The sequence below is a fragment of the Candidatus Paceibacterota bacterium genome (genome assembly GCA_026195275.1).
In the GTDB taxonomy this organism is placed as follows: Bacteria; Patescibacteriota; Minisyncoccia; order Phycocordibacterales; family JABMNX01; genus JABMNX01.
In genome coordinates, this window is sequence record JAPHQU010000002.1 from 73,504 (window position 1) to 99,943 (window position 26,440).

Below are 26,440 nucleotides of genomic sequence, written 5' to 3' on the forward strand. Positions count from 1 at the left end.
TTGAAGATACCAACACAAAACCCGCCTTTAGGCGGGTTTTGTGTTGGGTTATCCAGTTCTTCGCAAAGGTTACTCGGTCGTTACCGTGATAGGGAACTGTTTGATGTTGTTCTCTTCGTTGCGTTCCTTCATGCTTCCGGTTGGGTCTGCATTAATGGTGATTGCGCCACCATGAACTGCAAGGTCGATTTGGTTGAATTCAAGTGTGAAGACAATTTTGTCTCCGGGGTTGAGTGCTTGCTGGCTTTCTGAATGGAAAATATACATTGGCATAGTTGGAAGCACTGCGTTGAATGTCCACTGGTCTGAAGTCTTGTCGCCAATGTTTTTGATTTCGAAGCGGATTGCCGCTTTCGTGTCTGTTGCGGTGAGGGTGTCGATTGGAGTGAATGTGCCATCATTCTCAACAATACCGATACCGATGATATGTACCGCGAGATCAGGGAGTCCTGATGGGTTTGAGATAGTGCCTCCGTTGGTGATCTCGTAGGTCCCTGTGGTTTCCTCTCCCGGAGTGAGTGTATTGCCGCCAGCGGTGTTTCCTCCCGTTGGCGCGCCTAGACCGCTTTTTGAGATAGTAAGGGTCACTGAGCCGCTCGCTGCGGTATCACCGGATGTGTCCACCGCATTGATGGTTACAGGAACACTCACAAAGTCACTCCCTTCAAGGAGGGGGATTATAAGGAGCGTGCCTTCGGTGCTTGAGAATGCAAATGGTGTATCACACACGACCTCCTCGTAGATACCGCCGGTGTTTGGACTCTGTATCGAGAGTCCGTCACGACACGTAAAGGACGCCGTGTATGCGTCTGATTGTTTATTGCGGTGGCTCCATGAGAGCTCATACACACTGTCTGTTGGCACGATAGATTCCGGTGTATCGATGGTAATGGTCTGTGCCGGCGCGAAAACCGAAGTAAGAGAAGTGGCGACTGCGGCAAGGGAAGAGAGCACTGACGGCGCAAGGCGCGCGATCTGAACTGAGCCCCAGAGTCCGACTGAGAGGATGGCGATAAAACCAATAATAGCGAGTGCTTTCACACCGAGCTGCTGTAATTCTGCTTTTGGAAAATTTTTCATGTGCACCAATATGTATCACAACTCGGCTGCTGTGTCAAGTTTTCTCAGGAGGAGGGAGTCTTTCAGAGAGCATGGATTTCTTGACAATACTGCATATTTGGTGTATAAAGGCTCAGAGCATCTTATATGAAAGACCAAGGAATAAAAGGGCACACAGGTTCTCTCGTTACCGCCATTGTGGCGGTGCGGTGGCGTTTTCTCTTTCTCTTTGTCTTTATGTTTGGTATGACGCTCTTCTTGCTTTCAATGGTTGGGCTTGTCCCCGAGAGGATCACAGAGCGAGAGCCTGCAGGCACTGAGGTTGCGTATGCTTCTCGTGAGTACGCGGGGGACCCTAAGCGGATCCTCATCCCTTCAGTCGGAGTGGATGCTAATATTGAAAATCCACAGAGCCGCGAGATCGAGGCACTTGATCGTGCCCTCAAGGAAGGAGTGGTACGATATCCCGGCACCGGAGTGCTTACCGAAAATGCAAATATTTTTCTTTTCGGACACTCCAGCTACTTGCCGAGCGTCATCAACAAGAACTATCAGGTATTCAACAATCTACAGAAGCTTGGTGCGGGGGATGAGATCTTTGTTGATTCGGGGGATATGCGATATGTATACCGCGTCACATCGGTTGTGCTTGATGAAGCGGGAAATGTTGTTGTTGACTTCAGTCGTGGAGAGCGGATGCTCACACTTGCGACCTGTAACTCTTTTGGAGAGAAAGACGAGCGATACGTTGTCCGCGCAAAGTACGTAGGAAGCTACCTGCTTACGATCTAGGTCGTACGCAGATAGCTCTCTAAGTAGAGAGTGTTTGTTCTTTTATAATCCAGTTCACATTCTTCACGTCTCTCTCGCATTCTCGGGAGATCAGACTTCAACGTTCAAGAGAAAAGGAAAGGAGAGCAACCATGCTCAGAAATATCAGTGTTGTCGTAGTCGCTACGTTGGCGATTGCGGCGTGTGCGGTCCCCGTGAGGGTCGTCAACACCGAGCAGGAGTCGGTGCCGACCAAAGAGGTCTCACTACAGGAATCTATTCCTGTGGTCAGGGCTCCTTCTGGACCGGTGAAAGTCCGCCCGAAAGAGTGGTCTCTTCCCGGTATGACTTGGATTGGCGATGGATTCTCCTGCCCCACATCGGCCGTACAGGGCGAGCGTCTGCGCAAGTGGGCACGCCCCGGCGCACACCCATACGCCGGCACTCTCGGCCAGGCAATCGGGCTCTTCCGGGATGTTCCCAAAGAGGTTCGTGCCTCCTGGCAGGAGGACTTCAAGATGAACAAGCTCACGACACGCCCGCTTTCTGAAGGCGAGCGTTTCTGCGGTATGTTCTACACCATCGACGGCAAGAAAGGTCCCTACCATAGGGTCTGGCCGAATGTCAGGACTGGTGCGTGGGTCAACGAACCAAACGCCAACAACGGCGCTCGGGTCGTTACTGCCACCTATGGCGGCTACGAATGGGATCTTGTGATCCCGGACATCTGCGACAACGTCTCATACGTTGCTCGTAAGATGCCGACACCAGTCCCGCACAATACGCAGAGCGTCAAGCAGTCGGTATCTCCTATGCCGATACCGCTGGCTAAGCTGGCAGAAGATCCGTTCTTCATTCGGGTCAACTACTGGGAGTGGGATTCAATCCCTGAAGACCTTCAGAAGAAGATCATGAAGATCGTGGAATATGAAGGCAACGAGACGTACGCCGAAGAAGACGGCGCCGTCTCAAGGGACTTGTACGATGATTTGGTCGCGTCATGGAAAGAAGGTGGCGCAACCACGGTTACCGTCCCCACCTCGGCGTCGATCAGCTATCCGGGCAGCAACGGCGTGGAGAGCATCCTCTCGAAGCAGGGTGACCACGCTAAGTTCTCGGACCTTGTGTACTGGGAGAAGTACATCAGTCGTTCGCTTGCGTCAGAGCTCGAGAGTCAGGTTTTACTCTCGAGAGTCTCTGCAGAAGGGTGTACGGTAGTGTATCCCACTGAAAAGATGGAATACACCATCAGCACCCGACTGAACACGAAACCTAAAGCTCCCGGGGAACTTGCCTTATTGGCAAGGAATCCTAAGGAAGTAGGTGCGAACATGAACGTCGTACTGGATTGCCCGTAAGGGCTACTCAACTTGGTGTGGGAGTAGAGATGCGCTATAGTGCACCCTACCTCCCATACCTTTTTATACTTATGAAAAATCAACTCACAGAAAAGACATCAACAATGAACACAACGCTTATGCAGGCGATTCTTTTCTGTATTTTTTTACTTTCACTTTTTGCCTTTGCGCTCAATATCACATTTGAGGGGCATCAGGTACAGGTAGGCCCAACACAGGTACTTGCTTTTGGTAGTGGCGCTGGAGCAGGTGGTGGTGGCGGCGCAGGTGGTGGTGGCGGCGCAGGTGGTGGTGGCGGCGACTCTGCTGGTGGTAGTGGATTTGGGAGCGGTTCAGGCTCTGGTAACGGAAACTCCTCAGATTCAGGATTTGGGGGTGGTTCGGGAGCGGGGAATGGTAACCCGGGTGATCCTGGAGATGAGGGAGGTGGTACTCCGTCAAACCCGCCCCAGAATCCACCAACGCCGGATCCAACCCCGTCCTGTTCACTTTCTGTCGACAAGAGCACACTTACCCTTGGCGGATCTGCGTCACTCTCATGGTCTTCGAGTAATGTATCAAGTGGGTCTATCGACCAGGGAGTCGGCACTGTTTCAACTTCCGGAAGCACAAATGTTTCGCCGGAAAGCTCGGTGACCTATACCGGCACCTTTACCGGGCAGTATGGCTCTGCAACATGTTCAGTGTCGGTACAGGTTTCAACAACACCAGACCCGGAAGCACCATCGTGTTCTCTCTCGGTCGGAAAGAGTGTGCTTGCAAAAGGGGAGTCGACCACACTTTCGTGGACTTCAGTCAATACAATCGAAGGTTCGATTGACCAGAGCATTGGATCAGTTGACACTTCAGGAAGCACGAGTGTTACACCGGACAGCAACACAACATACACCGGTACGTTCACCGGGCAAGATGGTTCGGTACAGTGTCGTGCCTCAGTCGAGGTCACAACAACCCCGCCACCAGGATGTACGGTCAATTGTGGCGGAGGAATCGACCCGCCGACAGTCTCGCTCAACTCACTTAAAGGACCGGGGGAGAACCCACTCGCATTTATTACCCTCAGCCAGATCCCGTACACCGGATTTGACGCCGGACCAATCGCAACCGCACTCTACTGGCTCGTACTTATACTCTGGAGTGCCTTTCTTGCATACGCAATCATTACCTACAACATCGGGGCACGACTCTTCTCTTCAATCGGCGCAATTCTTGGAGGCGGTCGGACCTCTGCCCCTGCAGAGCGCGCGCAAGCCAACCGGTCTTTCTATGCTCATGAAATAGCAGATGACGCGACGGCAGAAGGGGTGCATGGTGACGAGCTCACCCTTGAGATTGATGGTGGTGTGCCACGGATTATCCTGAAGCGGGTGGTGGCTGAGAAGACCCCCACAGCTTTTCTCAATGAGGGACATGAGCAGCAGAACAACTCGCACCAGACCGCGTATATTAAGACAGATACTACCGACAGACTTCCTGTAGCTGGCACGCATACAGCAGTGCTTCTCCAGGCGATTGCCCGAGGAGACAGCGCGCGTGCACTTCGTGTGATTCAAGAGCATCGTAAAGAAGGTAAGGATGTGACCACTACACTTGTCTCGCTTGTGTGTGAGCTCGATCGACTTCACTGTGTCCGTTGTGATGAGAAGACATCTGAGATGGTTGACCCGGCCACAGCAGAGCGTTTCCACTCTTGGAGTGCGTACGATATTGAGCAGGCAATTCACATCCTCACCGAAGGGATTGATCGCAACCGCATCTCTCCGGCAACCGGTGCCAAAGTTGCCATTCTCCGGGTACTTGAATATTCCAGCAACCGTCACAACTAACAAACAACCGCCTGATGGACATTGGATGTCCGTCATCGGGGATATTCATTTTGTCTGCCTGTCCGCAAACAGGACTTATGGAAGTCCAGATATCGTAAATATTAATAAAATAAACGCCAGGCTATGCCTGGCGTTTATTTTCTAGTGGCTCAAGTAAGCCACGATAAACGCCAACCCGGGGTTGGCGTTTATTTTTGACTGTTTTACTCTGGGTTGATCTCGGCTTTGAGGCGTGCTGTTAGATCTTCAACACTCATACTCCCCACCTTGCCTTCGTCGCGACTCTCAAGCGTGACCTCTTTTTTATCGACTTCTTGCTCACCAATGACGAGGAAGTATGGAACCTTCTCAAGCTTTGTATTGCGGATCTTTTTGCCGAGTGATTCAGATGAATCATCGAGTTCAAGTCGAATACCGCTTGCTTTCAGTTGTTCAGCAACCTCCTTTGCGTACGCGGTGTGGTTCTCGCTGATGGGGAGTATCTTTATCTGCACCGGTGAGAGCCAAAGCGGGAAGGCTCCGGCAAAATGCTCGATCATGATTGCCATGAAGCGCTCAAGCGAGCCGGCAATGGCGCGGTGGATCATGACGGGCGTCTTTTTTTCGCCGTTCTCATCAACATATGAAAGTGTAAAGCGCTCCGGCATGACAAAGTCGAGTTGTGCGGTTGCGAGTTGACGCTCTCTACCAAGTGCGTCAAAGAACATAAAGTCGAGTTTTGGTCCGTAGAACGCCGCCTCACCCTCGACACGTTTGTAGGGAAGGTCGAGTTGCTTCGCGATATCCTCAAGTACACTTTCTGCTTTGTCCCATCCCGCAGCATCACCGAGATACTTCTCAGGTTCATCTGGGTCGCGGACTGAAAGCGAAACCCAGAACTTTCCTTCTTGGAACATGTCGAGACTCGTATAGAATTCTTTGATAACGTGGACGATATTCTCAACCTCTTGTCTGATTTGCTCAAACGTACAGAACACATGACCGTCATCCTGCGTGATACTGCGTACGCGTGAAAGCCCGAGGAGCTCGCCTTGTTGTTCGTCACGATAGACCATGGTGGTCTCAGCGAAGCGGAGTGGCAGTTCTTTGTATGAGCGCGGGCGACTGTCGAATATCTGGGTGTGGTGCGGACAGTTCATTGGCTTCATAACAAACTCAGTGTCGCTCTTGCCTCGTACTTTGAAGAGCTCATCGCCAAACTTGTCCCAGTGTCCGGAGGTTTTGTACAGGTCGCTCTTAGTGATGTGTGGGATTGATACCTTGGTGTAACCGAAACGTTCTTGAATTGACATGATCTTATCAACGATCAGGTCGCGCATAAGGGTACCGCGCGGTGTAAAGAGGGGGAGACCAGGGCCGACCAGGTCTGAGAAGGTAAAGAGGTCAAGCTCCTTGCCGAGTTTGCGGTGGTCGCGTGCTTTCGCTTCTTCTTGTTGTGCGAGGTACGCATCAAGTGCTTCTTTGTTTTCAAACGCGAGTCCGTAGATACGTGTGAGCATGGGGTTTTTCTCGTCACCGCGCCAGTATGCTCCCGCTACGTGAGAGAGTGCGAAGCTCTCCAGGTCGACTTCGCTCGATGAAGCAACGTGCGGACCCTCACAAAGGTCGACAAATTCACCGATTGTATAGGTGGTGATGTTCTCTCCTTCTTTTGCAATCCCTTCGATAAGCTCGAGTTTGTACGGTTGGTCCTTGAATAGCTCGCGCGCTTCATCAACTGATACTTCCTGACACTCCGGCTCGAATCCCTTCTTGAGGATCTTGTGCATTTCCTTCTCAAAGCTCTTGAGGTCGCCCTCGCCGGGAATCTTTCCCTTGGAGAATTCAAAATCATAATAAAAACCGTTCTCAATTGCAGGACCAATGGCAATCTTTACCTTGGGGTCGTGTGTTAAGACGGCTGCAGCGAGCACGTGGGCAAGAGTATGGCGGACGCTCTGTAGGTCTTTCATATACGCTCAATCATAGCAGATTAGACACAGCAGACAAAGAATACCAGACAAGAACTCACAAATGTTAGGTATTCGTTCTTTGGAGCGGTTTGACCGCTTCTGCAACAATGCTGACCTCACCATTCCGGTGTGACATCCGCCCCTTGAGCCCAATGCAACGCTCTGGCTGCAAGAGGTCTTTATGTTTTGCGAACAGCTTAGGGAAGATTACACACTCTATACTGCCACTCAGGTCGGCGATCCGGAGGAATGCCATTTGGTCGCCTTTCTTGGTAAGGATAATCCGCGCATCCTCGATGATGCCGTAGATGACAATGGGCATTCCTTCCCGAACCTCCGCCCGTGCCTCTTTGATGGTGTATTTTTGTTTGTCGAGTATCTCCTTGAAAGTATCAAGTGGGTGCCCTGAGACATACAGTCCGAGAAGCTCCTTCTCCCATGCGAGCTTCTCTGCGGGGTCGATCGGCGGGGCGTCAGGGAGACGCAGCGTGTTATGCGGCGCGCCTACCCCTGCGCCAAAAAGTGAGTCTTGCGCTGTGTGCATCTTTGCTGATTCTTTACTGTATTCGAGAAGCGCGTCGATGTTCTCAAGCATGGTGCCGCGACGCTCAAATTGGTCGAGCGCGCCTGCTTTGATGAGCGACTCAAGTGACTTGCGGTTGAGGTTCTTGTTGTTTGTCCTCTCAAGAAAGTCTGCGAGCGATGCATACGGACCGTTTTCTTTTCGCTCTCGGATAATACTCCTCGCGATTCCTTCGCCAAAATTCTTGATCGATGATAGACCGAACCGTATCTGCGACTTTGTATGGTCCTCTCGGTTGGGTACGACAGAGAAATCACTGAAGCTCTCGTTGATATCCGGTGGCAGAACCTCAATTCCCATCTGTGCACATCCGGCAATCGTCTCGGCAACCTTCTCCACATCTCCCGAATCAGCAGTCAGCACAGCTGAGAGGTACTCGACCGGGTAGTGTGCTTTCATGTACGCGGTCTGGTATGCAACTTTGCCGTAACTTGCGGCATGCGCCTTGTTGAAACCATACCCCTGGAACGGCTCAAAGAGCTTCCAGAGCTTCTCGGCAAACTCCTTCGTCTGGCCATGTTCGACAATTCCTTTGGTGAGCTTCTCTTTCTGAGCGGCCATCTCCTCCGGAATCTTCTTTCCAATCGCTTTGCGGAACTTATCGGCCTCAAGCCAGGAGTAGCCGGCGAGCTTGATCGAAGAGAGAAGCACGTCCTCTTGGTAGACGATCACCCCGAGTGACTCTTTGAGATATTCTTCCATACGCGGGTCGGGGTAGGAAATACGTGCGGGGTTTCGTTTGCGCTCGATGTACTCGGGGATGTTGTCCATTGGCCCCGGGCGATAGAGGGCGACCATCGCGTTGATATCATAAATACTGGTTGGCTTGAGCTCCTTGAGGAAGTGGGTCATGCCTGAGCCGTTTAGTTGGAAGACGCCCATGGTCTCGCCGCGCGCGAGCATTTCGAATGTTTTTGTGTCATCAAGAGGGATGTTCTCAATGTCTATCTTCTCGCCATGAATCGCCTCTACTCGCTCGATTGCGTCAGCGAGAATTGCGAGGTTGGTGATGCCGAGGAAGTCGAACTTTAAAAGTCCGATGCCGTCTTCGCCGACCGCGTGCATATCGTACTGGGTCACGAGCTTACCACTTCCTTTCGGGTCATACTGAAGCGGTACATATTCGGTAAGTGGCTTCGGCGCGATCACCACACCGGCGGCGTGGATACCCATGTGGCGCGCGCGCCCCTCAATCTTCTTCGCAAGATCAATAACCTCTTTTACCTCGGTTTCCTTTTTATAAAGCTCAGCAAGCTCCGGCGTCATCTCAAGCGCTTTATCGATCGTCATGGGGAAGCCTTGTGAACCAAAGGGGATGAGCTTCGCGATGCGATCGCCAAGCGAGTAGGGGTGCCCGAGGGCGCGCGCGACATCGCGCACCACGCCGCGGGCGAGCATGGTACCGAAGGTGCCGATTTGTGCCACTTTGTCCTCGCCGTACTTCTCGCGCGCGTACTGGATCATCTCATCGCGCCGGTTGTCGGCGTAGTCCATGTCGATATCCGGTGCTGACGGTCGCTCCGGATTCAAGAATCGCTCAAACGGGATTTTGTACGCAACCGGGTCCACGTTGGTGACGCCGAGTACATAGGTGGTGAGTGAGCCCGCGACTGACCCACGAATGGTGGTGAGGATCCCTCTGCGGTGCGCCTCTTTGAGCAGGTCGGCAACAACGAGGAAATAAGTGGCGTAGCCTTTTTGTTTGATGACACCAAGCTCGTAGTCGAGCCGCTCCCTGATTTCCGGGTCTTCAAGTGAGAGTCCGCGGCGCTCTACACCCTCGTACGCCACGTGTTTGAGTTCATCATCCGGTTCACGCCCACTCTCAATAATGAAGTTTGGGAATTGCCACTCCATCTCGATCTCCAGGTTGCACGCGTCAGCTATCTTTTGTGTATTCTCAAGTGCTTCCGGATAGTCTTTGAAATACTCGCGTGCGGTCTCCTGCGATATGAATGAGAAGTCCTCATCTTTTTCTTCCTCATATGCGTTCACCTCAGACCCGGTCTGGATCTTGATCATGGTCTCGCGGGCGAGTCGATCTTCTTTGTCGAGGTAGTAAACATCGTGCGCGGCAACGAGCGGCACCTGAGAGCCTTTTGCAAGCTCGACAATCTGCTGCATGAGGTCTTGGTGTCCGGCGATCTCAGGGTGGTGCGTGAGTTCGAGGTACAGGTCGTCTCCGAATACACTTTTGTACCACTTGAGCTTCTCGCGCGCCTTATCCGGATCATTCCCCTTGTATGCAAGAGAGACTTCGCTTGAGAAGGAGGGGAGAATGGCAATGAGCCCGTCTTTGTGCTTCTCGATGAGCGCATGGTCGATGCGTGGTTTGTAGTAGAAACCTTCGAGGTGTGCGGCGGTTACGAGCTGTATGAGGTTCTTGTAGCCGGTTTGGTCTTTTGCGAGTAGTACGAGCCGCGACCAGCGATTGTCAATGCGCGGCTCTTTGTCGTCTTTGGTGCGCACCGCGACGAACGCATCAATCCCAATGATTGGTTTAATACCTTCTTTCCGACATTTTTGGTAGAACTCAACTGCGCCGTAGAGGTTGCTATTGTCGGTGAGTGCGAGTGCCCCCATACCCTCTTCTTTCGCCCGCTTGATGAGCTCAGGAACCTTCGGAAGCGCTTGAAGAAGGGAATAGTGGCTGTGGGTATGAAGATGCAAAAACGGTCTCTCTGATACCATGATAGACTTAGTATACCACTCGCGGCAGATGAGGCGCCCTGAGGAAAACTCCTTATGAAAAAGGTCAAGTATATTATCGGAATCGACGAAGTGGGGCGTGGGCCGGTCGCAGGGCCGGTTTCAGTTGGTGCCGTGTTGCTCTCACGCGAGTCATCATGGCAGGACTTCGATGGGCTTCGTGACTCCAAGAAGCTTACTGAAAAAAAACGAGAAGGATGGTTTACCGAAATAAAGGAGTCAGGTGTCATTTATGCGGTCTCCTCGGTGGGTGAGCAGGTAATCGATGAAAGAGGGATTGCGTATGCAATCAGACTTGCGCTTTCCCGCTCGCTTAAAAAGCTCAGTGTCGACCCGGGGGAATGTCTCGTGCTTCTCGACGGGGGGCTTAAGGCACCGGAGGAGTATGTGAACCAACAGACCATCATTAAAGGGGATGAGAAAGAACACGTAATTGCGCTTGCCTCGATTGTTGCCAAGGTCACCCGTGATCGCTACATGACACACATGGGGAAGCGTCATCCTGAGTATTGTTTTGAGCAGCATAAAGGATACGGCACGAAACGTCACTATGAGGCGATAGAGGAGCACGGACTGTGCCCGCTGCATCGGCGCAGCTTCTTAAGAGGTTTCTAGTCGCCGGTTGGCGCTCATCGTCCTTAACCACCTAGCGTCTAAAACCTAACGCTTCACGACATCTTGCGATTCGTAAGATATCATGTATAATCTCGTCATATGGGAGCACGGATGCGACTTACACGATCAAAAACCGGCAGCCGCCGGAGTAACCACGGGCTTGTTGAGCCGCGTGTTTCGACGTGTCCGAACTGTCAGGCACCACAGCTTCGTCACCGGGCGTGCACAGAGTGTGGTCAGTACCGCGGTCGTGTTGTCCTCGACGTCGCTCGAAAGGCCGAGAAGAAAGCCGTAAAGGCCGAGGCACGACAGCGGGAGATGGGGGAGGCAACACCCGAGAGAGAGGGTGATACAAAGACTCCGGAGGAATCTTCAAAGTAAACGCAGGGCGTTTAGCTGGGGAGGTTCCACACATTTGTTTTAGATATGGCAAATAGGCACCTTTCAAGAAGTATTGTTCTTCAAACTCTATTCGAGGTTGATTTTGATGATGTGGCAGGAAAAGGTGTGGATATCGATGAGGCGCTCGCTCGAAACACGGACGAATTTGCTCCGGGTTCGAGCGATATTTCGTTTATGAAGCGACTCCTTGATACTGTGGTCTCAAAACGCAAGGAACTCGACGATATTATTGTAAAAGCAGCACCCGAGTGGCCAATTGAGAAGATATCGGTAGTTGATCGCAATGTGCTGAGGATGGGGTTGGCAGAGCTTCTCTTTGCGGATCGCGCAGAAGTGCCGGCGAAAGTTGCGATCAATGAGGCAATCGAACTCGCCAAGACCTTTGGTGGAGAGAGTAGTGGCCGGTTCGTGAACGGAGTTCTTGGTGCAGTGTATAAAGAGCTTGGCGAGCCGGGCAAACACGAGACCTCAAAGAAGAAAAAGAAGAAAGAGGTACCGTATGAGGACATGCCAATCGAGCGTCTTGGTGGCGCGGTGGTGTATGCGCGCGAAGGTGAAGAGGTATACCTCGCACTCGTGCATGACGTCTTCGGACACTGGACGCTCACCAAAGGGCATGTTGAGGAAGACGAGGAGATCAAGGATGGGATTAAGCGTAGTGTGAAGGAAGAACTCGGTATTGAGGTATCGACTGAGAAAAAACTCGGCACCAATGAGTATGTCGCGACACATCCAGAGAACGGCAAGGTCCGCAAGCAGGTGATCTACTACCTCGCCAAGGCGCCGTTTGATGATCTTATGCTTCCTGAGAACAAAGGTGGGTTGGACGACGCGAAGTGGTTCAAACTCTCGAATATCCTTGACCTCAATTTCTACGATGATATCCTCCCAATAATCACGTCCGCAATCAATTTGCTCGTGAAGAATGATGAACCGAAAGAGGCAGAAGAGTAATACTGAATATGGAAAAAGATATACACAAATTTGAAACGGCACTTGGCGTTTCTTTCAATGACATCGGCTTGCTTAAGCAAGCGTTTATTCACCGTTCATATATCAATGAGCACAAAGAGAGTGGTCTTGAACACAACGAGCGACTCGAGTTTCTTGGGGATGCGGTTCTTGAGCTCGTGGTGACTGATTTTCTCTATAAGAAGTACCCCAAGAAGACCGAAGGCGAGCTTACTGCGTATCGCGCGGCACTCGTTAATACAGGTTCGCTCTCAGCGGCATCAGATAAGCTTGGAGTGAATGAATACCTCTGTCTCTCAAAAGGAGAGGCGCAGGACACCGGGCGAGCGCGTCAGTATATTCTCGCAAACACTTTTGAAGCGATTGCGGGCGCGCTTTACCTCGATCAGGGCTACGAAGCGGCGCAGAAGTTTATTGACGACAACCTCTTTCATCTCACTGAAGATATCGTCGAGAAGGGTCTCTGGCAAGACGCAAAAAGTCGCTTTCAAGAGCAGGCACAGGAGCACGCTGGTATTACCCCGCGCTACGAGCTTGTTGAAGAGCGTGGACCAGATCATGATAAGACATTTGTGATCGGTGTTTATCTCGACAAAGCGCAGATTGCGACTGGTAAAGGGCTCTCAAAACAAGAGGCAGAGCAGGATGCGGCACAAGCAGCACTTGAACTCAAGGGGTGGTAATTGTGAGCAAAAACCCCGGCGCGCCTTTAGGCGCGCCGGGGTTTTCTTTGATATAATAGGGCGTATCTATGTACTTGAAATCACTCGAACTCTCCGGATTCAAATCTTTTGCGAAGAAGAGCGAGCTTACGTTTGCCTCAGCAATCACCGCTATTGTGGGCCCCAATGGCTCGGGAAAGTCGAACGTCGCCGAAGCGTTCCGTTTTGTGCTCGGCGAGCAGTCGCTTAAGTCGATGCGTACCAAGCGTGGCGAAGACCTTATCTGGGGTGGCTCACACACCCAGTCGCGCGGGAATCGCGCATCCGCAAGAGTGTCTTTTGACAATACCTCACGGCTCTTTGATATCGATTTTGACGAAGTGACCATTGAGCGTATTGTGCACCGCGACGGAGTGAATCAGTACCTCATCAACGGAAGCTCCGTGCGACTCAAGGATGTCGCTGAACTGCTTGCAAGTGCAAATATCGGCTCGTCCGGGCACCATATCATCTCGCAGGGCGAGGCTGATCGGCTTCTCTCGGCGAGTATCAAAGAGCGTCGCGAGATGATTGAGGATGCGCTCGGGCTCAAGATCTTTCAATACAAGAAAAAGGAGAGCGAGAAGAAGCTTGAGCAGACGGAAGAAAATATCAACCAGGTTATGAGTTTGCGTAAGGAGATCGCGCCGCATCTCCGCTTCCTTAAACGACAGGTCGAGAAGATTGAGCGCTCAAAGCAGATGCGCGAAGAACTCACCGAGCTTTTGCGCGACTATCTCAGGCGTGAAGAGTTTTATATTACAAGCAAGAAAGCGGATATCGCGGTACGAGCGGCTGAGCCGCGCGAGAAGCTCGCACGACTCAATGCCGAGCTTGCCGAAGCCCGTGCAACACTGGAGAAGGTTTCAGAAGAAGACGCTCGTGGCAAAGAGGTGCTCGAGGTGGAGCAGAAGCTCAGGGAGACCCGCAAAGAGCGCGACGAGCTTGCTCGGAGAGTGGGGCGGCTCGAGGGCCAGATCTCATACGCGGAGAAACATGTGCAGCGTACGGCCGACAGTGTTGTCAAACTGTCTGCAGTAAAGATGCTCGCTGACGATATCGAACGTGAGGTTGCTGATGCAATGACGCTCGATTCGCTTGACCGAGTAAAGAGTGGGCTTGAGAAGGTTCGCTCGCTTGTCGTCTCATTTTTCAATACACACAAAGAACAAGAAGGAGTCGAAGATGGCCATGGAGATATTGAAGCGCTCCGCAAAGAAAAAGATGAGCTTGACGGTAAACTCAAGGAAGCAGAAACAAAGGAGGCCGAGCTCAGGGAGACATACAAAAAGCTCCAAGAGGAGCTTGATGAGAGCAGGGAAGAGGGGCGTGATGCTGAGCGTGCGGTCTTCCGTATTACAACCGAGAAGAACACGGTTGAGGGTACATTGCGTGACCTGGCGCGTGACGAAGAGGTCCTCAAGCAGCAGGAAGCAGAGTTTAATCGTGATGTGGAAGAAGGGGCAGTACTCGGCGGAAGGCTTGTCCTTGGCTATGCGGATATTACGCTTAACGAAGACGCGGCACGCGCTGAGGCGCGGAGCTCTCAAGAGGAGCGGAAGCGGGAGGTTGAGCGCTTGAAGATTCGTGTTGAGGAAGCCGGGGGCGGCTCAAGCGACGAGGTGCTCAAGGAGTACCAAGAGGCGAGCGAGCGCGACGAGTTTCTTGAGCGCGAGGTGCGCGACCTCGAGACATCGAGTGAGTCACTCAAGCGCGTCATTGCCGACCTTGATGAGCAGTTGGCGGTGAAGTTTCGAGAGGGGATTGTTAAAATCAACAAGGAGTTCCAGCACTTCTTTGAACTTCTTTTTGATGGCGGCTCGGCGAAGCTTACGGTGCTTGAACAGAAGAAGCGTGTGAAGAACAATATGCTTCTTACGGGAGATTTGGGAGAGGAAGAAGCCGAGATAGAAGCCGGTATTGATATTGGTGTCTCGCTTCCACGCAAGAAAGTGAAGGGACTCCAGATGCTCTCCGGTGGTGAGCGTGCACTTACCTCAATCGCGCTTCTCTTTGCAATGAGCCAGGTGAACCCACCGCCATTTTTGATACTCGATGAGACCGAAGCGGCGCTCGATGAGGCTAACTCGCGTAAGTATGGCGAGATGATTAAAGAGCTTGCGAAGAAGACGCAGCTTATCCTTATTACCCACAATCGTGAGACGATGTCAGTCGCCGGTATCCTCTACGGGATCACTATGGGGTCAGACGGCATCTCAAAACTTCTCTCGGTCAAATTCGACGAAGCAGTGCAGGTAGCGAAATAGTACAAAAATAAACGCCACACACATGTGTGGCGTTTATCTTCGTATCCTTTTATACCGGTTTCCAGGTGAGTTGCTTGTCATCAAGGCTTGCTTCGGCGAGTTTAACGTGAATCGAGTCGCCGAGGCGGTAGGCGCGCTTGGTGCGCTCGCCCACAACTGCGTACTTTGAGCGGTCGAACACATAGTAGTCGTCCGGGAGGTCGCGGAGACGAATCATGCCGGTCGCCTTCGTCTTATTCTCCTCAACAAAAACACCAAAGTCGGTGACGCCACTGATGATGCCGTCGAACATTTCGCCAACATGGTCTTGCATATACTCAACCTGCTTGTAGCGGATTGATTCGCGCTCTGCAGCAACTGCGTCGGCTTCACGCTGAGACGACTCAATCGCGAGTCTGCGGTAGCGCTGGAGTTCGTCGTGCGGTACCTTCTCACCACCGAGGTAGTGGGCGAGGATGCGATGCACCATCATGTCCGGGTAGCGCCTAATCGGAGAAGTGAAGTGTGTGTAGTAACTAAAGGCGAGCGAAAAGTGCCCAATATTCTTTGTCGAGTAGATTGCTTTTGCCATTGAGCGAATAGTGGCGGTCTGAATAAGCTTTTCTTCAGGCTTTCCTTTTGCCGCTTCGAGGAGTTTGTTGATATCACGCGAGCGTACAACACCCTGCTTCTCTTCGAGATCGTAGCCGATTGCTTTGAGGAAGACCGCGAGTTCTTGGATCTTCTCTTCGTCTGGTGCGTCGTGGATTCGGTAGACAACAGTATCTCTGAGTTGGCTCGTGCCGTTACTTTCATCATAGAGGAATCGGGCGACTTCGCGGTTTGCAAGGAGCATGAAGTCCTCAATCATCATCATGGTCTCAAGGCGCTCCTTTACAATGACGTTAATCGGCTTTCCTTTCTCGTCGAGTTCAAACTTCACTTCATCGCTCTCAAACGCAATCGATCCTTCCTTAAAACGTCCTGCACGAAGTTCTTTTGCGAGTCGTTCCATCTCCTTGAGCTCTTTCTCGTATTCTCCCGATGCGCCGTCGAGTACATCTTGCGCGCTTTGGTAGGTAAAGCGTTTGTCTGAGTGGATCACGGTGCGACCGAACCAACGACTTTTTACCTCTGCATTTCGATTAAGTTCAAAGACCGCGGAGAAAGCGAGCTTATCTTCGTTCGGGTTTAAGCTACATACGTCGTTTGAGAGTACCTCGGGGAGCATGGGGATAGTGCGATCAACGAGGTAGATTGACGTGCCGCGCTTCTGTGCCTCCTCGTCAATCGCTGAGCCGGGCCGTACGTAGTGGGTGACGTCGGCAATGTGGATTCCGACCTCAATCGTGTCTTCATCAATAAACGTAACCGAGAGTGCATCATCAAAGTCTTTCGCGTCTGCCGGGTCGATGGTGAAGGTGGTTGCTTCTCGCATGTCGCGCCGCTTTGTGACTTCTTCTTCGGTGATCTCACGGTTTTCTCCTATCTTTAGAGCTTGTGTCTCAACGTCAGCAGGGAATGATGTGTCGACATCGTGTCCAATCAAGATGGCCTGCATCTCGGTTTCGTGCTCGCCTTTCTTTCCAATGACTTGGATGACCTTGCCATGCGGGTTTTTGCGCGGGTCGTGCCACTCGGAAAGCTCGACAAGCACCTTTGTATTCTCGGGAGTCGCCTCAGCACCTTCGGTGACAACAATGTCTGCGTACATACGTCGTTCATCAGGGACGAGATAATACATGCCACTCTCACGCTTGATTGTCCCGACGAAGCGGGTTCGTGCTCGTTCTTTGACACTAAGAACCTCGCCTTGTTGGCGTATATCCGCACGCTTCGGAAGGAGGACAATCTCAACCGTATCACCATGGAGCGCTGTGTTGAGCGACCCCTCGGGAATCTCGATATCTTGCTCAAATCCCTCTGCAGTGACGTAGCCGATGCCGCGTCCGGTGACGCTGATTATTCCTTCTATAGTATTTTCTTTCTGTGATGTCATGATTGTTGAGTATAACACGAGAGCTACGCCTGGAAACTCAGAGGAGATTGACGCAGGACGCCCGCTCTGGTACATTAGAGCGCATGTTAAAGATTAGATTAGCACGAATTGGCCGCAAGAATGACCCGTCATTCCGCGTGGTCGTTACCGAATCAACTCGCGGACCAAAGTCCGGGAAGTATATTGAGGTGCTTGGCAACTACAACCCAAAGATGGACTCAGTTGTTATTGACGGTGAGCGCGCAAAGCATTGGATCAGTGCGGGCGCGCAAGTCTCAGACACGGTACACAACCTACTTGTTGGACAAGGGGTGATTGAGGGGAAGAAGGTGAACGTGCTTCCAAAGAAATCTCCGATTGTAAAGGAAGTCGAAGAGTCGGCAGAAATTCCGGCCGAAGCAGCAGAGGCACCTGCGGAGGGGACGGCGCCCGCTGAAGAAGCACCAGCAGAGGAGACTTCAGCTGAGAAAGAGAAGTCAGTAGAGGAAGCTCCGGCAGAAGAAGAGAAGAGCGAATAAGCACAAGTGAGTCATTGACTTCACCTCCGGACTTCATCATAGTTATAGATAGGTATTGCTTAGCGTAGGCTGCTGAGTAGGCCGTTACAAATATCAGATAAGATCTATATGGAACAAGACAGAGAGTTTCTCGAGTACGTAGTTAAAGCACTGGTTGATAATCCGGATGATGTAAAGATCGATCGCGTTGTTGACGAGATGGGGGTGCTCCTTACGCTTAATGTGAACCCCGCGGACATGGGAAAGATCATCGGACGCTCAGGCAACACCGCGAAAGCGATCCGCACACTCCTTCGCGTCGTTGGTATGAAGAACGACGCCCGAGTAAACCTCAAGATCAATGAGCCAGCAGGCGGCACCGGCGGTAGGGAAGGAGGAAGTGCAACCAAGACCGTTGACGAAGCGATGGAAGGACTCGACCTCTAACCAGGTTTTAGGTAGTAGGTTTTAGGTTTTAGTGAAAACACCCGGCTTCGCCGGGTGTTTTCTTAGGAACTTGAATTACAACCCAATCACCTATAACCTATAACCTAACACCTAAACATGATTCATTTTCACATAGTTACTTTATTTCCCGAGAGCATCGAGCCGTATCTCGATGCATCGATCTTGGGGCGCGCACAAAGGGACAAAAAAATAAAAGTCTCATTTTATAATCCGCGCGATTACACGAAAGACAAGCACAATAGGGTTGACCAAAAACCTTATGGCGGTGGCCCCGGTATGGTCCTTGAGGCAGCGTCAGTGCTCCGCGCAGCAGGGAAGGCTATCGGGCGAAAGAAAGATGTGCTTACGGTCTTTTTCTCGCCAAGCGGCGAGCAGTTTACGAATAATCTTGCGCGCAAGTTCACAAAGAAATACAAACATATTGTTTTCATCTGTGGGCACTACGAAGGAGTAGACGCGCGTGTCGCAAAGATACTCAAAGCAAAACATGTCTCGATCGGACCATATGTGCTCACTGGTGGAGAGCTTCCGGCAGCAGTCATGATCGACGCGATGGTGCGGCAGATCCCCGGGGTGCTCGGCGCGTACGAGTCGCTCGAAGAAGAGCGAGTGAGCGCGAGCGAGGTGTACACACGCCCCGAAGTGCTCGTTTGGAAGGATAAACAATACCGAGTTCCTAAAATATTACTCTCAGGTCATCATAAGAAGATAGAGGAGTGGAAAAAAAAGAGAAGTAAGTAAACGAACAACACCAGGCATATATATCAAGATTCGTCGCTCAGTGTGGATAAGAAGCTATTGACAGATCTTATTTTTTGTATACTATAGTCAACAGAAATAAGGCAGGCCACGGGGGTCTGCTAAAAACCTTAGGGGGTTTTACAATGCCAATAATCGACGATCAGTCTTCACAACAAGAATCAGAGCGGAGCTGCCTGAACTGCGGACATTGCGACCGCTGTCACGGCAACGACTGCGACACAGTCTCTGCTGCGGCAAGCAGACAACCCGCAATCAAGTCCGCGCTCGCTGAGTCTTGGGTGCCCAGGCCCTACTGAGAGCTCTTCTTTGCAGAAGACCCGACGCGTATGCGTCGGGTCTTTTAATTTGTGATAGTCCCGCGGCGCTATACACACCTCTCTCAAGGACGGATTTGACACCTTCAAAGGCTTCGTGTAGTATGGCAACATACGTTTTTCTGAGATGATTGAGTAACTGACGCTTTCTTTTTAATACGTTTTTGAGTATTCAACAGGCTGAGTACTCAGATTACAAATCGAATCACACAACACACTTTCAAGATAAACTTCTATTGAAGTTTATCTTTGTGCTGTTATTTTGTTTACTCCCACATAAATCACGCGCGCGACATGCTAGAGACAAAAGACACAAAGATCTTCGGCCGCTTCAAAGAGCCGAAAGCTGAGTACCCACACTTTGTGGAAGCACAACTCGAGTCATACCGCTGGCTCATTGAAGAAGGCATCAAAGAGATATTTGATGAGTTTTCTCCGATCAAAGATTATTCAAGCAAGAAGTTTGATCTTGAGATCTCAAAGATAGAGTTTGGTGAGCCAAAGTATGACGAGTACTTTGCCAAGAAGAACATGCTCACCTACGAGGCACCGCTGCGCGCGATCGTGTCTCTTAAGAATAAAACCATTGGCGGAACCAAGGAGCAGGAGATTTTTCTTGCTGATATCCCAATGATGACCGATCACGGGACTTTTGTGATCAACGGTGTTGAACGAGTTATCGTGCCGCAGCTTGCACGCTCGTTTGGCGTATTTTTTGGTACGAAAGAGCTTCGTGGCAAATCGCACTTTGGTGCAAAGATCATACCGGCGCGTGGTGCGTGGGTTGAAATCGAGTCGGAAGCAGACGGTGCAATCTACGTTAAGATCGATCGTAAGCGAAAGTTCCCGGTCACATCACTTCTGCGTATCATGGGCGCGACCTATGACAAGGACATGTTCGACCTTCTTAAAGGGAACCCGAACGCAAAGGCGGCGCTTGAAGCAACGCTCGAGAAGGATCCCGCAAAAACAGTCGATGAAGCATATATTGAGATTCACCGACGTCTCCGTGACGGGGATCTTGCGACCGCGCAAAATGCGCGGGAGTATATCCAATCAATCTTTAGTGAAGAGCGATATGACCTCTCCAAAGTAGGTCGACGACACTTCAACCAGCGTTTTGGTATGTCGATTGACGGCAAGGAGCTTGAGCGACGCACGGTCTCGCTTGATGATATTGTCCTGATCGTCTCAAACATCATCTCTCTCAACAATACACCGGACGCGGTCGCTGACGATATTGATCACCTTGGCTTCCGTCGTGTGCGGTACGTTGGTGAGCTACTTCAGCAAAAGGTCCGTGTTGGTATGAGTCGCATGAAGCGAAATATTCAGGACCGCATGTCAACGGTTGAGGCGGAGACAACACTTCCAATGCAGTTTATCAACCCGCGACCGTTCCAAGCGGCGGTCAAAGAATTCTTTACGACCAACCAGCTTTCTCAGTTTATGAGTCAGCAGAACATTCTCTCTGAGATGGAGCATCTTCGCACGCTCTCAGCACTCGGTCCGGGTGGACTCACTCGTGAGCGCGCCGGCTTCGAGGTGCGCGATGTACATCCGTCTCACTACGGACGCCTCTGTCCGATCCACACACCGGAAGGACCGAACATTGGTCTTATCCTTCACCTCTCGACATACGCACGAATCAATGAGTTTGGCATCATAGAAACACCATATGTAAAAGTCTCAGGTGGCAAGGTTACCGGAGAGATCGAGTACTTAAACGCGCTTGAAGAGGAGCGACGAAAAATAGCACATGCCGCAACGTCATACGGGGAAGACGGCCTCATCACAGAGAAGGTGGTTGAGGTGCGTATCGCCGGCGAGCCAACGCTCGTCCCTCGTGAAGATATTGAGTATATCGATGTCGCAACAAACCAGGCGTTCTCAATCGCCCCATCAATGATTCCGTTCCTTGAGAACGACGATGCGAACCGCGCACTCATGGGTTCAAACATGCAGAAGCAGGCGACTCCGTGTATCTTGCCGGAGGCGCCTATTGTGGCAACAGGGATTGAGGAACAGATTGCCCGCGACTCAGGACGACTCATTTATGCTCCTGAATCTGGCGAGATTACCTATGTTGACGCAAAGAAGATAGAACTAACCACCAACAAGGGCGAGAAAAAGACGTTCTCACTTGTGAATTTCTTGCGCACCAACGACTTCGGCGTCTCACACCACCGTCCGGTGGTTTCAGTTGGGCAGAAGGTTAAGAAAGGAGCACTCCTTGCCGACAACACGTCGAGTGATAATGGACAGGTGGCACTCGGGCAGAACATCCGTGTTGCGTTCATGTCATGGTCAGGAGCGAACTACGAGGACGCCATTATTATTTCTGAGCGGCTCGTAAAGAATAGTCGTTTTACCAGTATTCATACTGAAGAGTTCAGTGTCTCGGTTCGCGATACCAAGCTCGGTCCTGAGGTGACCACACACGACATCCCGAATGTTGGTGAAGTAAAGCTTCGGAATCTTGATGAGGAAGGAATTGTTCGTATCGGTGCTGAGGTGCGACCGGGTGATATCCTGGTTGGAAAGGTCACCCCGAAGGGTGAGACACAGCTTACGCCGGAAGAGCGACTTTTGCGCTCAATTTTCGGAGAGAAAGCAAAAGATGTGAAGGACACCTCACTTCGTCTTGAGGGAGGGAAGCGCGGTCGCGTGGTCGGGGTAAAGATCTTCTCGCGTGAGAATGGTGACAATCTCGAATCAGGCATCATTAAGCGTATCCATGTTGAAGTAGCGCAACTCCGCCCAATTTCAGTTGGAGACAAGATGGCGGGGCGTCACGGAAACAAGGGTGTGATCTCACACATTCTTCCTGAAGAAGACATGCCATACTCAGCAGACGGTGAGCCGATTGACATCATTCTCACGCCACTTGGTGTGCCTTCTCGTATGAACCTCGGGCAGATTCTTGAGATGCACCTCGGACTTGCCGCAAATACGCTTGATTACCAAGCAATCGTACCACCATTTGCCGGCGCAACCGGAGAGGAGATTGAGAGTGAGCTTGAGAGGGCGGGGCACAACAAGAACGGTAAGATGGAGCTCTTTGACGGCCGCACCGGAGAAGCGTTTGATCAGGATGTGGCAGTTGGTTATATGTATATCCTTAAGCTTCACCACATGGTGGAGGACAAGATCCACATGCGTTCAATCGGCCCATACTCACTCATCACCCAGCAACCGCTTGGCGGAAAGGCTCAGGGTGGTGGTCAGCGATTTGGAGAGATGGAAGTCTGGGCACTTCTTGGATATGGAGCCGCATATACGCTCCGTGAAGTGCTCACCATCAAATCGGACGATATTGTCGGGCGATCAGCCGCCTTCGACACTATCGTGAAGGGTGGTCACATCTCTCAACTAAACACCCCGGCATCGTTTAATGTCCTACTCAAGCATTTGCGAGGACTTTCACTTGACGTCGAACTTAAGAGCGAAGAGTCTAACGAAGAGTAGCCTATGAAAAAAGATTCACACACAAAGCAAGATTTCGACACGATTTCACTGCGGCTCGCGAGCCCGGATCGTATCCTCGAGTGGTCACATGGGGAGGTGACCAAGCCTGAGACCATCAACTATCGTACACAACGCGCAGAGAAGAACGGACTCTTTGACGAGAAGATCTTTGGTCCGGAGAAGGACTTTGAGTGTTACTGTGGTAAATACCGCGGCATCCGCTTTAAAGGTATCGTCTGTGAGAAGTGTGGTGTTGAGGTGACTCGCTCGATCGTGCGCCGTGAGCGTATGGGGCATATCGAGCTGGCAACCCCGGTATCGCACATCTGGTTCCTTCGTGGCATCCCGTCACGTATCGCTCTTATCTTGGGGCTCTCAGCAAGTGATGTAGAGAAGGTGGTTTACTTCGCCGGATACATCATCACCAAGGTGAGCGAAAATGAACGCGGACGACTTCTTAAGGAGCTTGATACCGAATACAAGACCAAGGTGAAAGCGGTCTCTGATGCGAAGACCAAGACAAAGCTCAAAGAGCTCTTTACGCAGACCAAAAAGGATATCGAAGGAATCGCTACAGGGATCGTCCTTGGTGAGGCGACCTACCATACCTACTCGGTGAAATTTGGCGGTCTTTTCGAAGCGGAGATTGGCGCGGAAGCGATTTATAACATCTTTAAGAATACTGATCTTGGGAAGCTCGCACAGACGCTCGAAGAACGATTTGAGAAAGCCGGTGCGGTTGAGCGAGTCAAATTGAATAAACGGCTCAGCCTCATCCGCTCGATGGCAGGAGCAGAACTCCGTCCCGAGTGGATGTTCATGACACGACTTCCGGTCATCCCGCCAATGCTTCGTCCGATGGTTGCTCTTGAGGGTGGACGCCACGCGTCTTCTGACATTAACGACCTGTATCGTCGCGTGATCAACCGCAACAACCGCCTCAAAAAACTTATTGATATCAATGCGCCTGATGTGATATTGCGCAACGAGAAAAGAATCCTTCAAGAGGCAGTTGATGCACTTCTTGATAACTCGATCCGCCACGGCAACACGGCATTTTCAGCAATGAGTCAGTCGCACCGACGACCACTCAAGTCTCTCTCTGACTACCTTAAAGGAAAGCAGGGGTACTTCCGCGGTAACCTTCTCGGCAAACGAGTCGACTACTCAGGTCGTTCGGTAATTGTCGTTGGTCCTCATCTCAAACTTGATGAGTGTGGATTGCCGAAACATATGGCACTCGAACTCTTTCGACCGTTTGTTATTTCACAGCTACTCCAGAAGGAACTCGCGTATAACATCCGCGGCGCAGGGCGCCTCATTGACGATGGTATTCCCGAGGTGTGGGCAATCCTTGAAGATGTGATCAAAGACAAGCACGTGCTTCTTAACCGTGCGCCAACACTCCACCGTCAAGGTATCCAGGCATTTCGTCCGCAGCTTATCGAGGGTAACGCAATCCAACTTCATCCGCTCGTCTGTTCGGCATTCAATGCTGACTTCGACGGTGACCAGATGGCGGTTCATGTACCACTCTCAGAAGAGGCACAGCTCGAAGCGCGTGAGATCATGTCTGCAAACAAGAACATTCTTAAACCGGGTTCAGGGGAAGTGGTCACGAGTCCACGCCAGGACATCATTCTTGGTTGTTACTGGATGACCAAGATTGTTGAAGGCGAGCGAGGGGAAGGAAAATATTTCCCAACACCAAACAACGCAATCACCGCGTACGACTTTGGTGCGGTTGGATTCCGTGCACGCGTGAAAATTCTCCCAACTGACAGTAAAAAATACGAACAGTTTGACGGAAAGGTATTTGAGACCTCTGTTGGACGTCTCCTCTTCAACTCAGTGCTTCCAAGCGACTACCCATTCATTAACGATGAGATGACCAATAAAAAGATGTCAGTCCTCGTTGATAGTCTTATTGAACAGTATGGCCTCGACGGCATCTCAGACATTCTTGATAAGATCAAGGCGTTTGGATTCAAGTATGCGACGTACTCGGGTATCACCTGGAGTCTCTCTGATCTTATTGTTCCTGAGAAGAAGAAAGAGATCATTGCTGGTGCTAAGAAGAAGAGCGAGGAAATCATTCTTCAGTACAACGAAGGGCTCCTTTCAACTACAGAACGGCATCGTATGTCCGTAGAAAACTGGATGCAAGCAAAGAATGATATCGAGAAACTGCTTCCCGATTCTCTTGACCCAAATGGTTCAATTAACGACATGCTTGTCTCCGGGGCACGTGGTTCGATCAGTCAGCTCTCACAGATGGCCGGTATGAAGGGACTTATTCAGAACCCGCGTGGCGAGACCATTGAATTCCCGATTGTGGCGTCTATGAAAGAAGGTCTCTCACCAATTGAGTACTTTATTACCACTCACGGATCGCGAAAAGGTCTTACTGACACCGCGCTCCAGACTGCGAAGGCGGGGTATCTGACCCGACGACTCTTCGACGTTGCACAAGATGCGATTGTCTCAGAGGATGATTGTAAGAGTAAGGAAAGCGTGCGCATCACTCACGAGAGCGCTTCTGGGATTCAGGTCTCTATCGCGCGCGATATTGTTGGTCGCTATCTTGCAGAGAACGCCCTCGACAAAGATGGTAAGGTGCTCTACAAGAAGGGAGACCTCGTTGGTCCAAAAGAGGCTCGTGAGATTGAGGAAGGTGGCGCTGAAGAGGTGTTCGTACGCTCACCAATGACCTGTAAATCAAGACATGGTGTATGTCGCGCGTGTTACGGGACCGACATGTCGCATGGCGGAATTGTTGAGCTTGGAGAAGCAGTCGGAACTGTGGCTGCACAAGCAATCGGTGAGCCGGGAACACAGCTGACGATGCGTACCTTCCACGCCGGAGGTATTGCCTCAGCCGGAGGCGACATTACTCATGGACTTCCACGAGTTGAGGAGGTGTTTGAGAAACGATCTCCAAAGAACTCCGCCGCAATTGCACATGTCTCGGGAACTGTCTCAGAGATCAGGCAAGAAGGTAAGGAGAGGATCGTTGTACTACTACCAGATGAGGGAAGTAAGACTGCCAAGAAGAAAGACATTGAATATACGATACATCACCTTCGAACACCAACAGTCAAAGAAGGGAGTCGTGTCGAGAAAGGTCAGCTTATGACCGATGGCTCTGCCGATATCACCGAACTCTTCACCTATGCCGGCAAGGAGGTAGCGCAGAAATACATCATTAATGAAGCAACGAAGATTTATGAACTTCAGGGTGTAACCATCTCACGAAAGCACATTGAGGTTATCGTGAAGCAAATGTTCTCACGGCAGAAGATCAAGAGCCAGGGGGATTCATCGTTCGTTGTGGGTGATATTATCGAAGAAGCTGAGCTTGTTGCCGAGAATGAGGCGCTTAAAGCGGCAGGAAAGAGTCCGGCAACTGCGGAGCCGCTGGTCCTTGGTATCACTGAGGTGTCGCTCTCACGAAAGAGCTTCCTCTCTGCCGCTTCCTTCCAAAATACAACACGTATCCTCATTAACGCAGCTACGCGTGGTAGTGTTGATCACCTCAGAGGTCTTAAGGAGAACGTTATCATCGGTCGTCTGATTCCGGCTGGAACCGGGTTCCCCGGCAGTCCAAAGTTTGAGATGGTTGATGAGCTCCAGAAGAAGATCCGTCAGACCGAAGAGATTGACGAAGCGTAGTCTCACGCCCGCAGGGTTTCGGTGTTCTTTCCTTTTTGAAAGTTTGTAGCCCGCCAGCTCTGATCT

17 protein-coding genes are annotated in these 26,440 nt (G+C 51.3%); 13 read left to right on the forward strand and 4 right to left on the reverse strand.

Features of this window, described 5'->3' with window-relative positions:
• Window positions 1-69 precede the first annotated feature (69 nt).
• On the reverse strand, window positions 70-1,080 hold the full coding sequence (locus OQJ98_01275; protein MCW9054596.1) for a hypothetical protein: 1,011 nt from the start codon (window positions 1,078-1,080) through the stop codon (window positions 70-72).
• Window positions 1,081-1,206: 126 nt separating this feature from the next.
• On the opposite strand from OQJ98_01275, the gene OQJ98_01280 reads away from it, so the two are divergent.
• The 3 genes from OQJ98_01280 to OQJ98_01290 all read left to right on the forward strand — a co-directional run bounded on the left by OQJ98_01280 (window position 1,207) and on the right by OQJ98_01290 (window position 5,014).
• A complete protein-coding gene (locus OQJ98_01280; protein ID MCW9054597.1) occupies window positions 1,207-1,851 on the forward strand; it encodes a sortase in 645 nt (214 codons plus the stop codon).
• A gap of 131 nt (window positions 1,852-1,982) precedes the next feature.
• A complete protein-coding gene (locus tag OQJ98_01285) occupies window positions 1,983-3,188 on the forward strand; it encodes a hypothetical protein (protein MCW9054598.1) in 1,206 nt (401 codons plus the stop codon).
• Window positions 3,189-3,259: 71 nt separating this feature from the next.
• Window positions 3,260-5,014, forward strand: coding sequence for a hypothetical protein (locus tag OQJ98_01290; protein ID MCW9054599.1), 1,755 nt, complete (start codon window positions 3,260-3,262; stop codon window positions 5,012-5,014).
• Window positions 5,015-5,217: 203 nt separating this feature from the next.
• Here OQJ98_01290 and thrS read toward each other — a convergent pair whose 3' ends face one another.
• Window positions 5,218-6,966: a threonine--tRNA ligase gene (gene thrS, locus OQJ98_01295; protein ID MCW9054600.1), complete on the reverse strand. Its 1,749-nt coding sequence runs from the start codon at window positions 6,964-6,966 to the stop codon at window positions 5,218-5,220.
• 64 nt (window positions 6,967-7,030) lie between these two features.
• Window positions 7,031-10,240, reverse strand: coding sequence for a DNA polymerase III subunit alpha (gene dnaE, locus OQJ98_01300; protein ID MCW9054601.1), 3,210 nt, complete (start codon window positions 10,238-10,240; stop codon window positions 7,031-7,033).
• Between the two features lie 54 nt (window positions 10,241-10,294).
• Between dnaE and OQJ98_01305 the strand changes: the two genes are divergently transcribed.
• The 5 genes from OQJ98_01305 (at window position 10,295) to OQJ98_01325 (ending at window position 15,215) form a co-directional block, all read left to right on the forward strand.
• Window positions 10,295-10,873, forward strand: a complete 579-nt coding sequence (locus OQJ98_01305) for a ribonuclease HII (protein ID MCW9054602.1) — start codon at window positions 10,295-10,297, stop codon at window positions 10,871-10,873.
• Between the two features lie 99 nt (window positions 10,874-10,972).
• Complete coding sequence (gene rpmF / locus OQJ98_01310) at window positions 10,973-11,254, forward strand: 50S ribosomal protein L32 (GenBank protein ID MCW9054603.1); 282 nt, start codon at window positions 10,973-10,975, stop codon at window positions 11,252-11,254.
• Between the two features lie 45 nt (window positions 11,255-11,299).
• Complete coding sequence (gene nusB, locus OQJ98_01315) at window positions 11,300-12,229, forward strand: transcription antitermination factor NusB (protein MCW9054604.1); 930 nt, start codon at window positions 11,300-11,302, stop codon at window positions 12,227-12,229.
• Between the two features lie 8 nt (window positions 12,230-12,237).
• The gene (gene rnc, locus OQJ98_01320; protein MCW9054605.1) at window positions 12,238-12,930 is read left to right on the forward strand and encodes a ribonuclease III; all 693 of its coding nucleotides are present in this window, start codon (window positions 12,238-12,240) and stop codon (window positions 12,928-12,930) included.
• Between the two features lie 68 nt (window positions 12,931-12,998).
• Window positions 12,999-15,215: an AAA family ATPase gene (locus OQJ98_01325; protein MCW9054606.1), complete on the forward strand. Its 2,217-nt coding sequence runs from the start codon at window positions 12,999-13,001 to the stop codon at window positions 15,213-15,215.
• A gap of 49 nt (window positions 15,216-15,264) precedes the next feature.
• On the opposite strand, the gene rnr is transcribed toward OQJ98_01325, so the two are convergent.
• Complete coding sequence (gene rnr, locus OQJ98_01330) at window positions 15,265-17,193, reverse strand: ribonuclease R (protein ID MCW9054607.1); 1,929 nt, start codon at window positions 17,191-17,193, stop codon at window positions 15,265-15,267.
• A gap of 83 nt (window positions 17,194-17,276) precedes the next feature.
• Between rnr and rpsP the strand changes: the two genes are divergently transcribed.
• From rpsP to rpoC, 5 genes are all read left to right on the forward strand, one after another.
• Window positions 17,277-17,711 carry a 30S ribosomal protein S16 gene (rpsP, locus tag OQJ98_01335; protein ID MCW9054608.1) on the forward strand — a complete coding sequence of 145 codons (435 nt, stop codon included), beginning with the start codon at window positions 17,277-17,279 and terminating at the stop codon, window positions 17,709-17,711.
• Between the two features lie 108 nt (window positions 17,712-17,819).
• Window positions 17,820-18,137, forward strand: coding sequence for a KH domain-containing protein (locus OQJ98_01340; GenBank protein MCW9054609.1), 318 nt, complete (start codon window positions 17,820-17,822; stop codon window positions 18,135-18,137).
• Window positions 18,138-18,254: 117 nt separating this feature from the next.
• Complete coding sequence (trmD, locus tag OQJ98_01345; protein ID MCW9054610.1) at window positions 18,255-18,899, forward strand: tRNA (guanosine(37)-N1)-methyltransferase TrmD; 645 nt, start codon at window positions 18,255-18,257, stop codon at window positions 18,897-18,899.
• 629 nt (window positions 18,900-19,528) lie between these two features.
• Window positions 19,529-22,702, forward strand: coding sequence for a DNA-directed RNA polymerase subunit beta (locus tag OQJ98_01350; protein MCW9054611.1), 3,174 nt, complete (start codon window positions 19,529-19,531; stop codon window positions 22,700-22,702).
• Between the two features lie 3 nt (window positions 22,703-22,705).
• Window positions 22,706-26,374 carry a DNA-directed RNA polymerase subunit beta' gene (rpoC, locus tag OQJ98_01355; GenBank protein ID MCW9054612.1) on the forward strand — a complete coding sequence of 1,223 codons (3,669 nt, stop codon included), beginning with the start codon at window positions 22,706-22,708 and terminating at the stop codon, window positions 26,372-26,374.
• The last annotated feature ends 66 nt before the right edge of the window (window positions 26,375-26,440 follow it).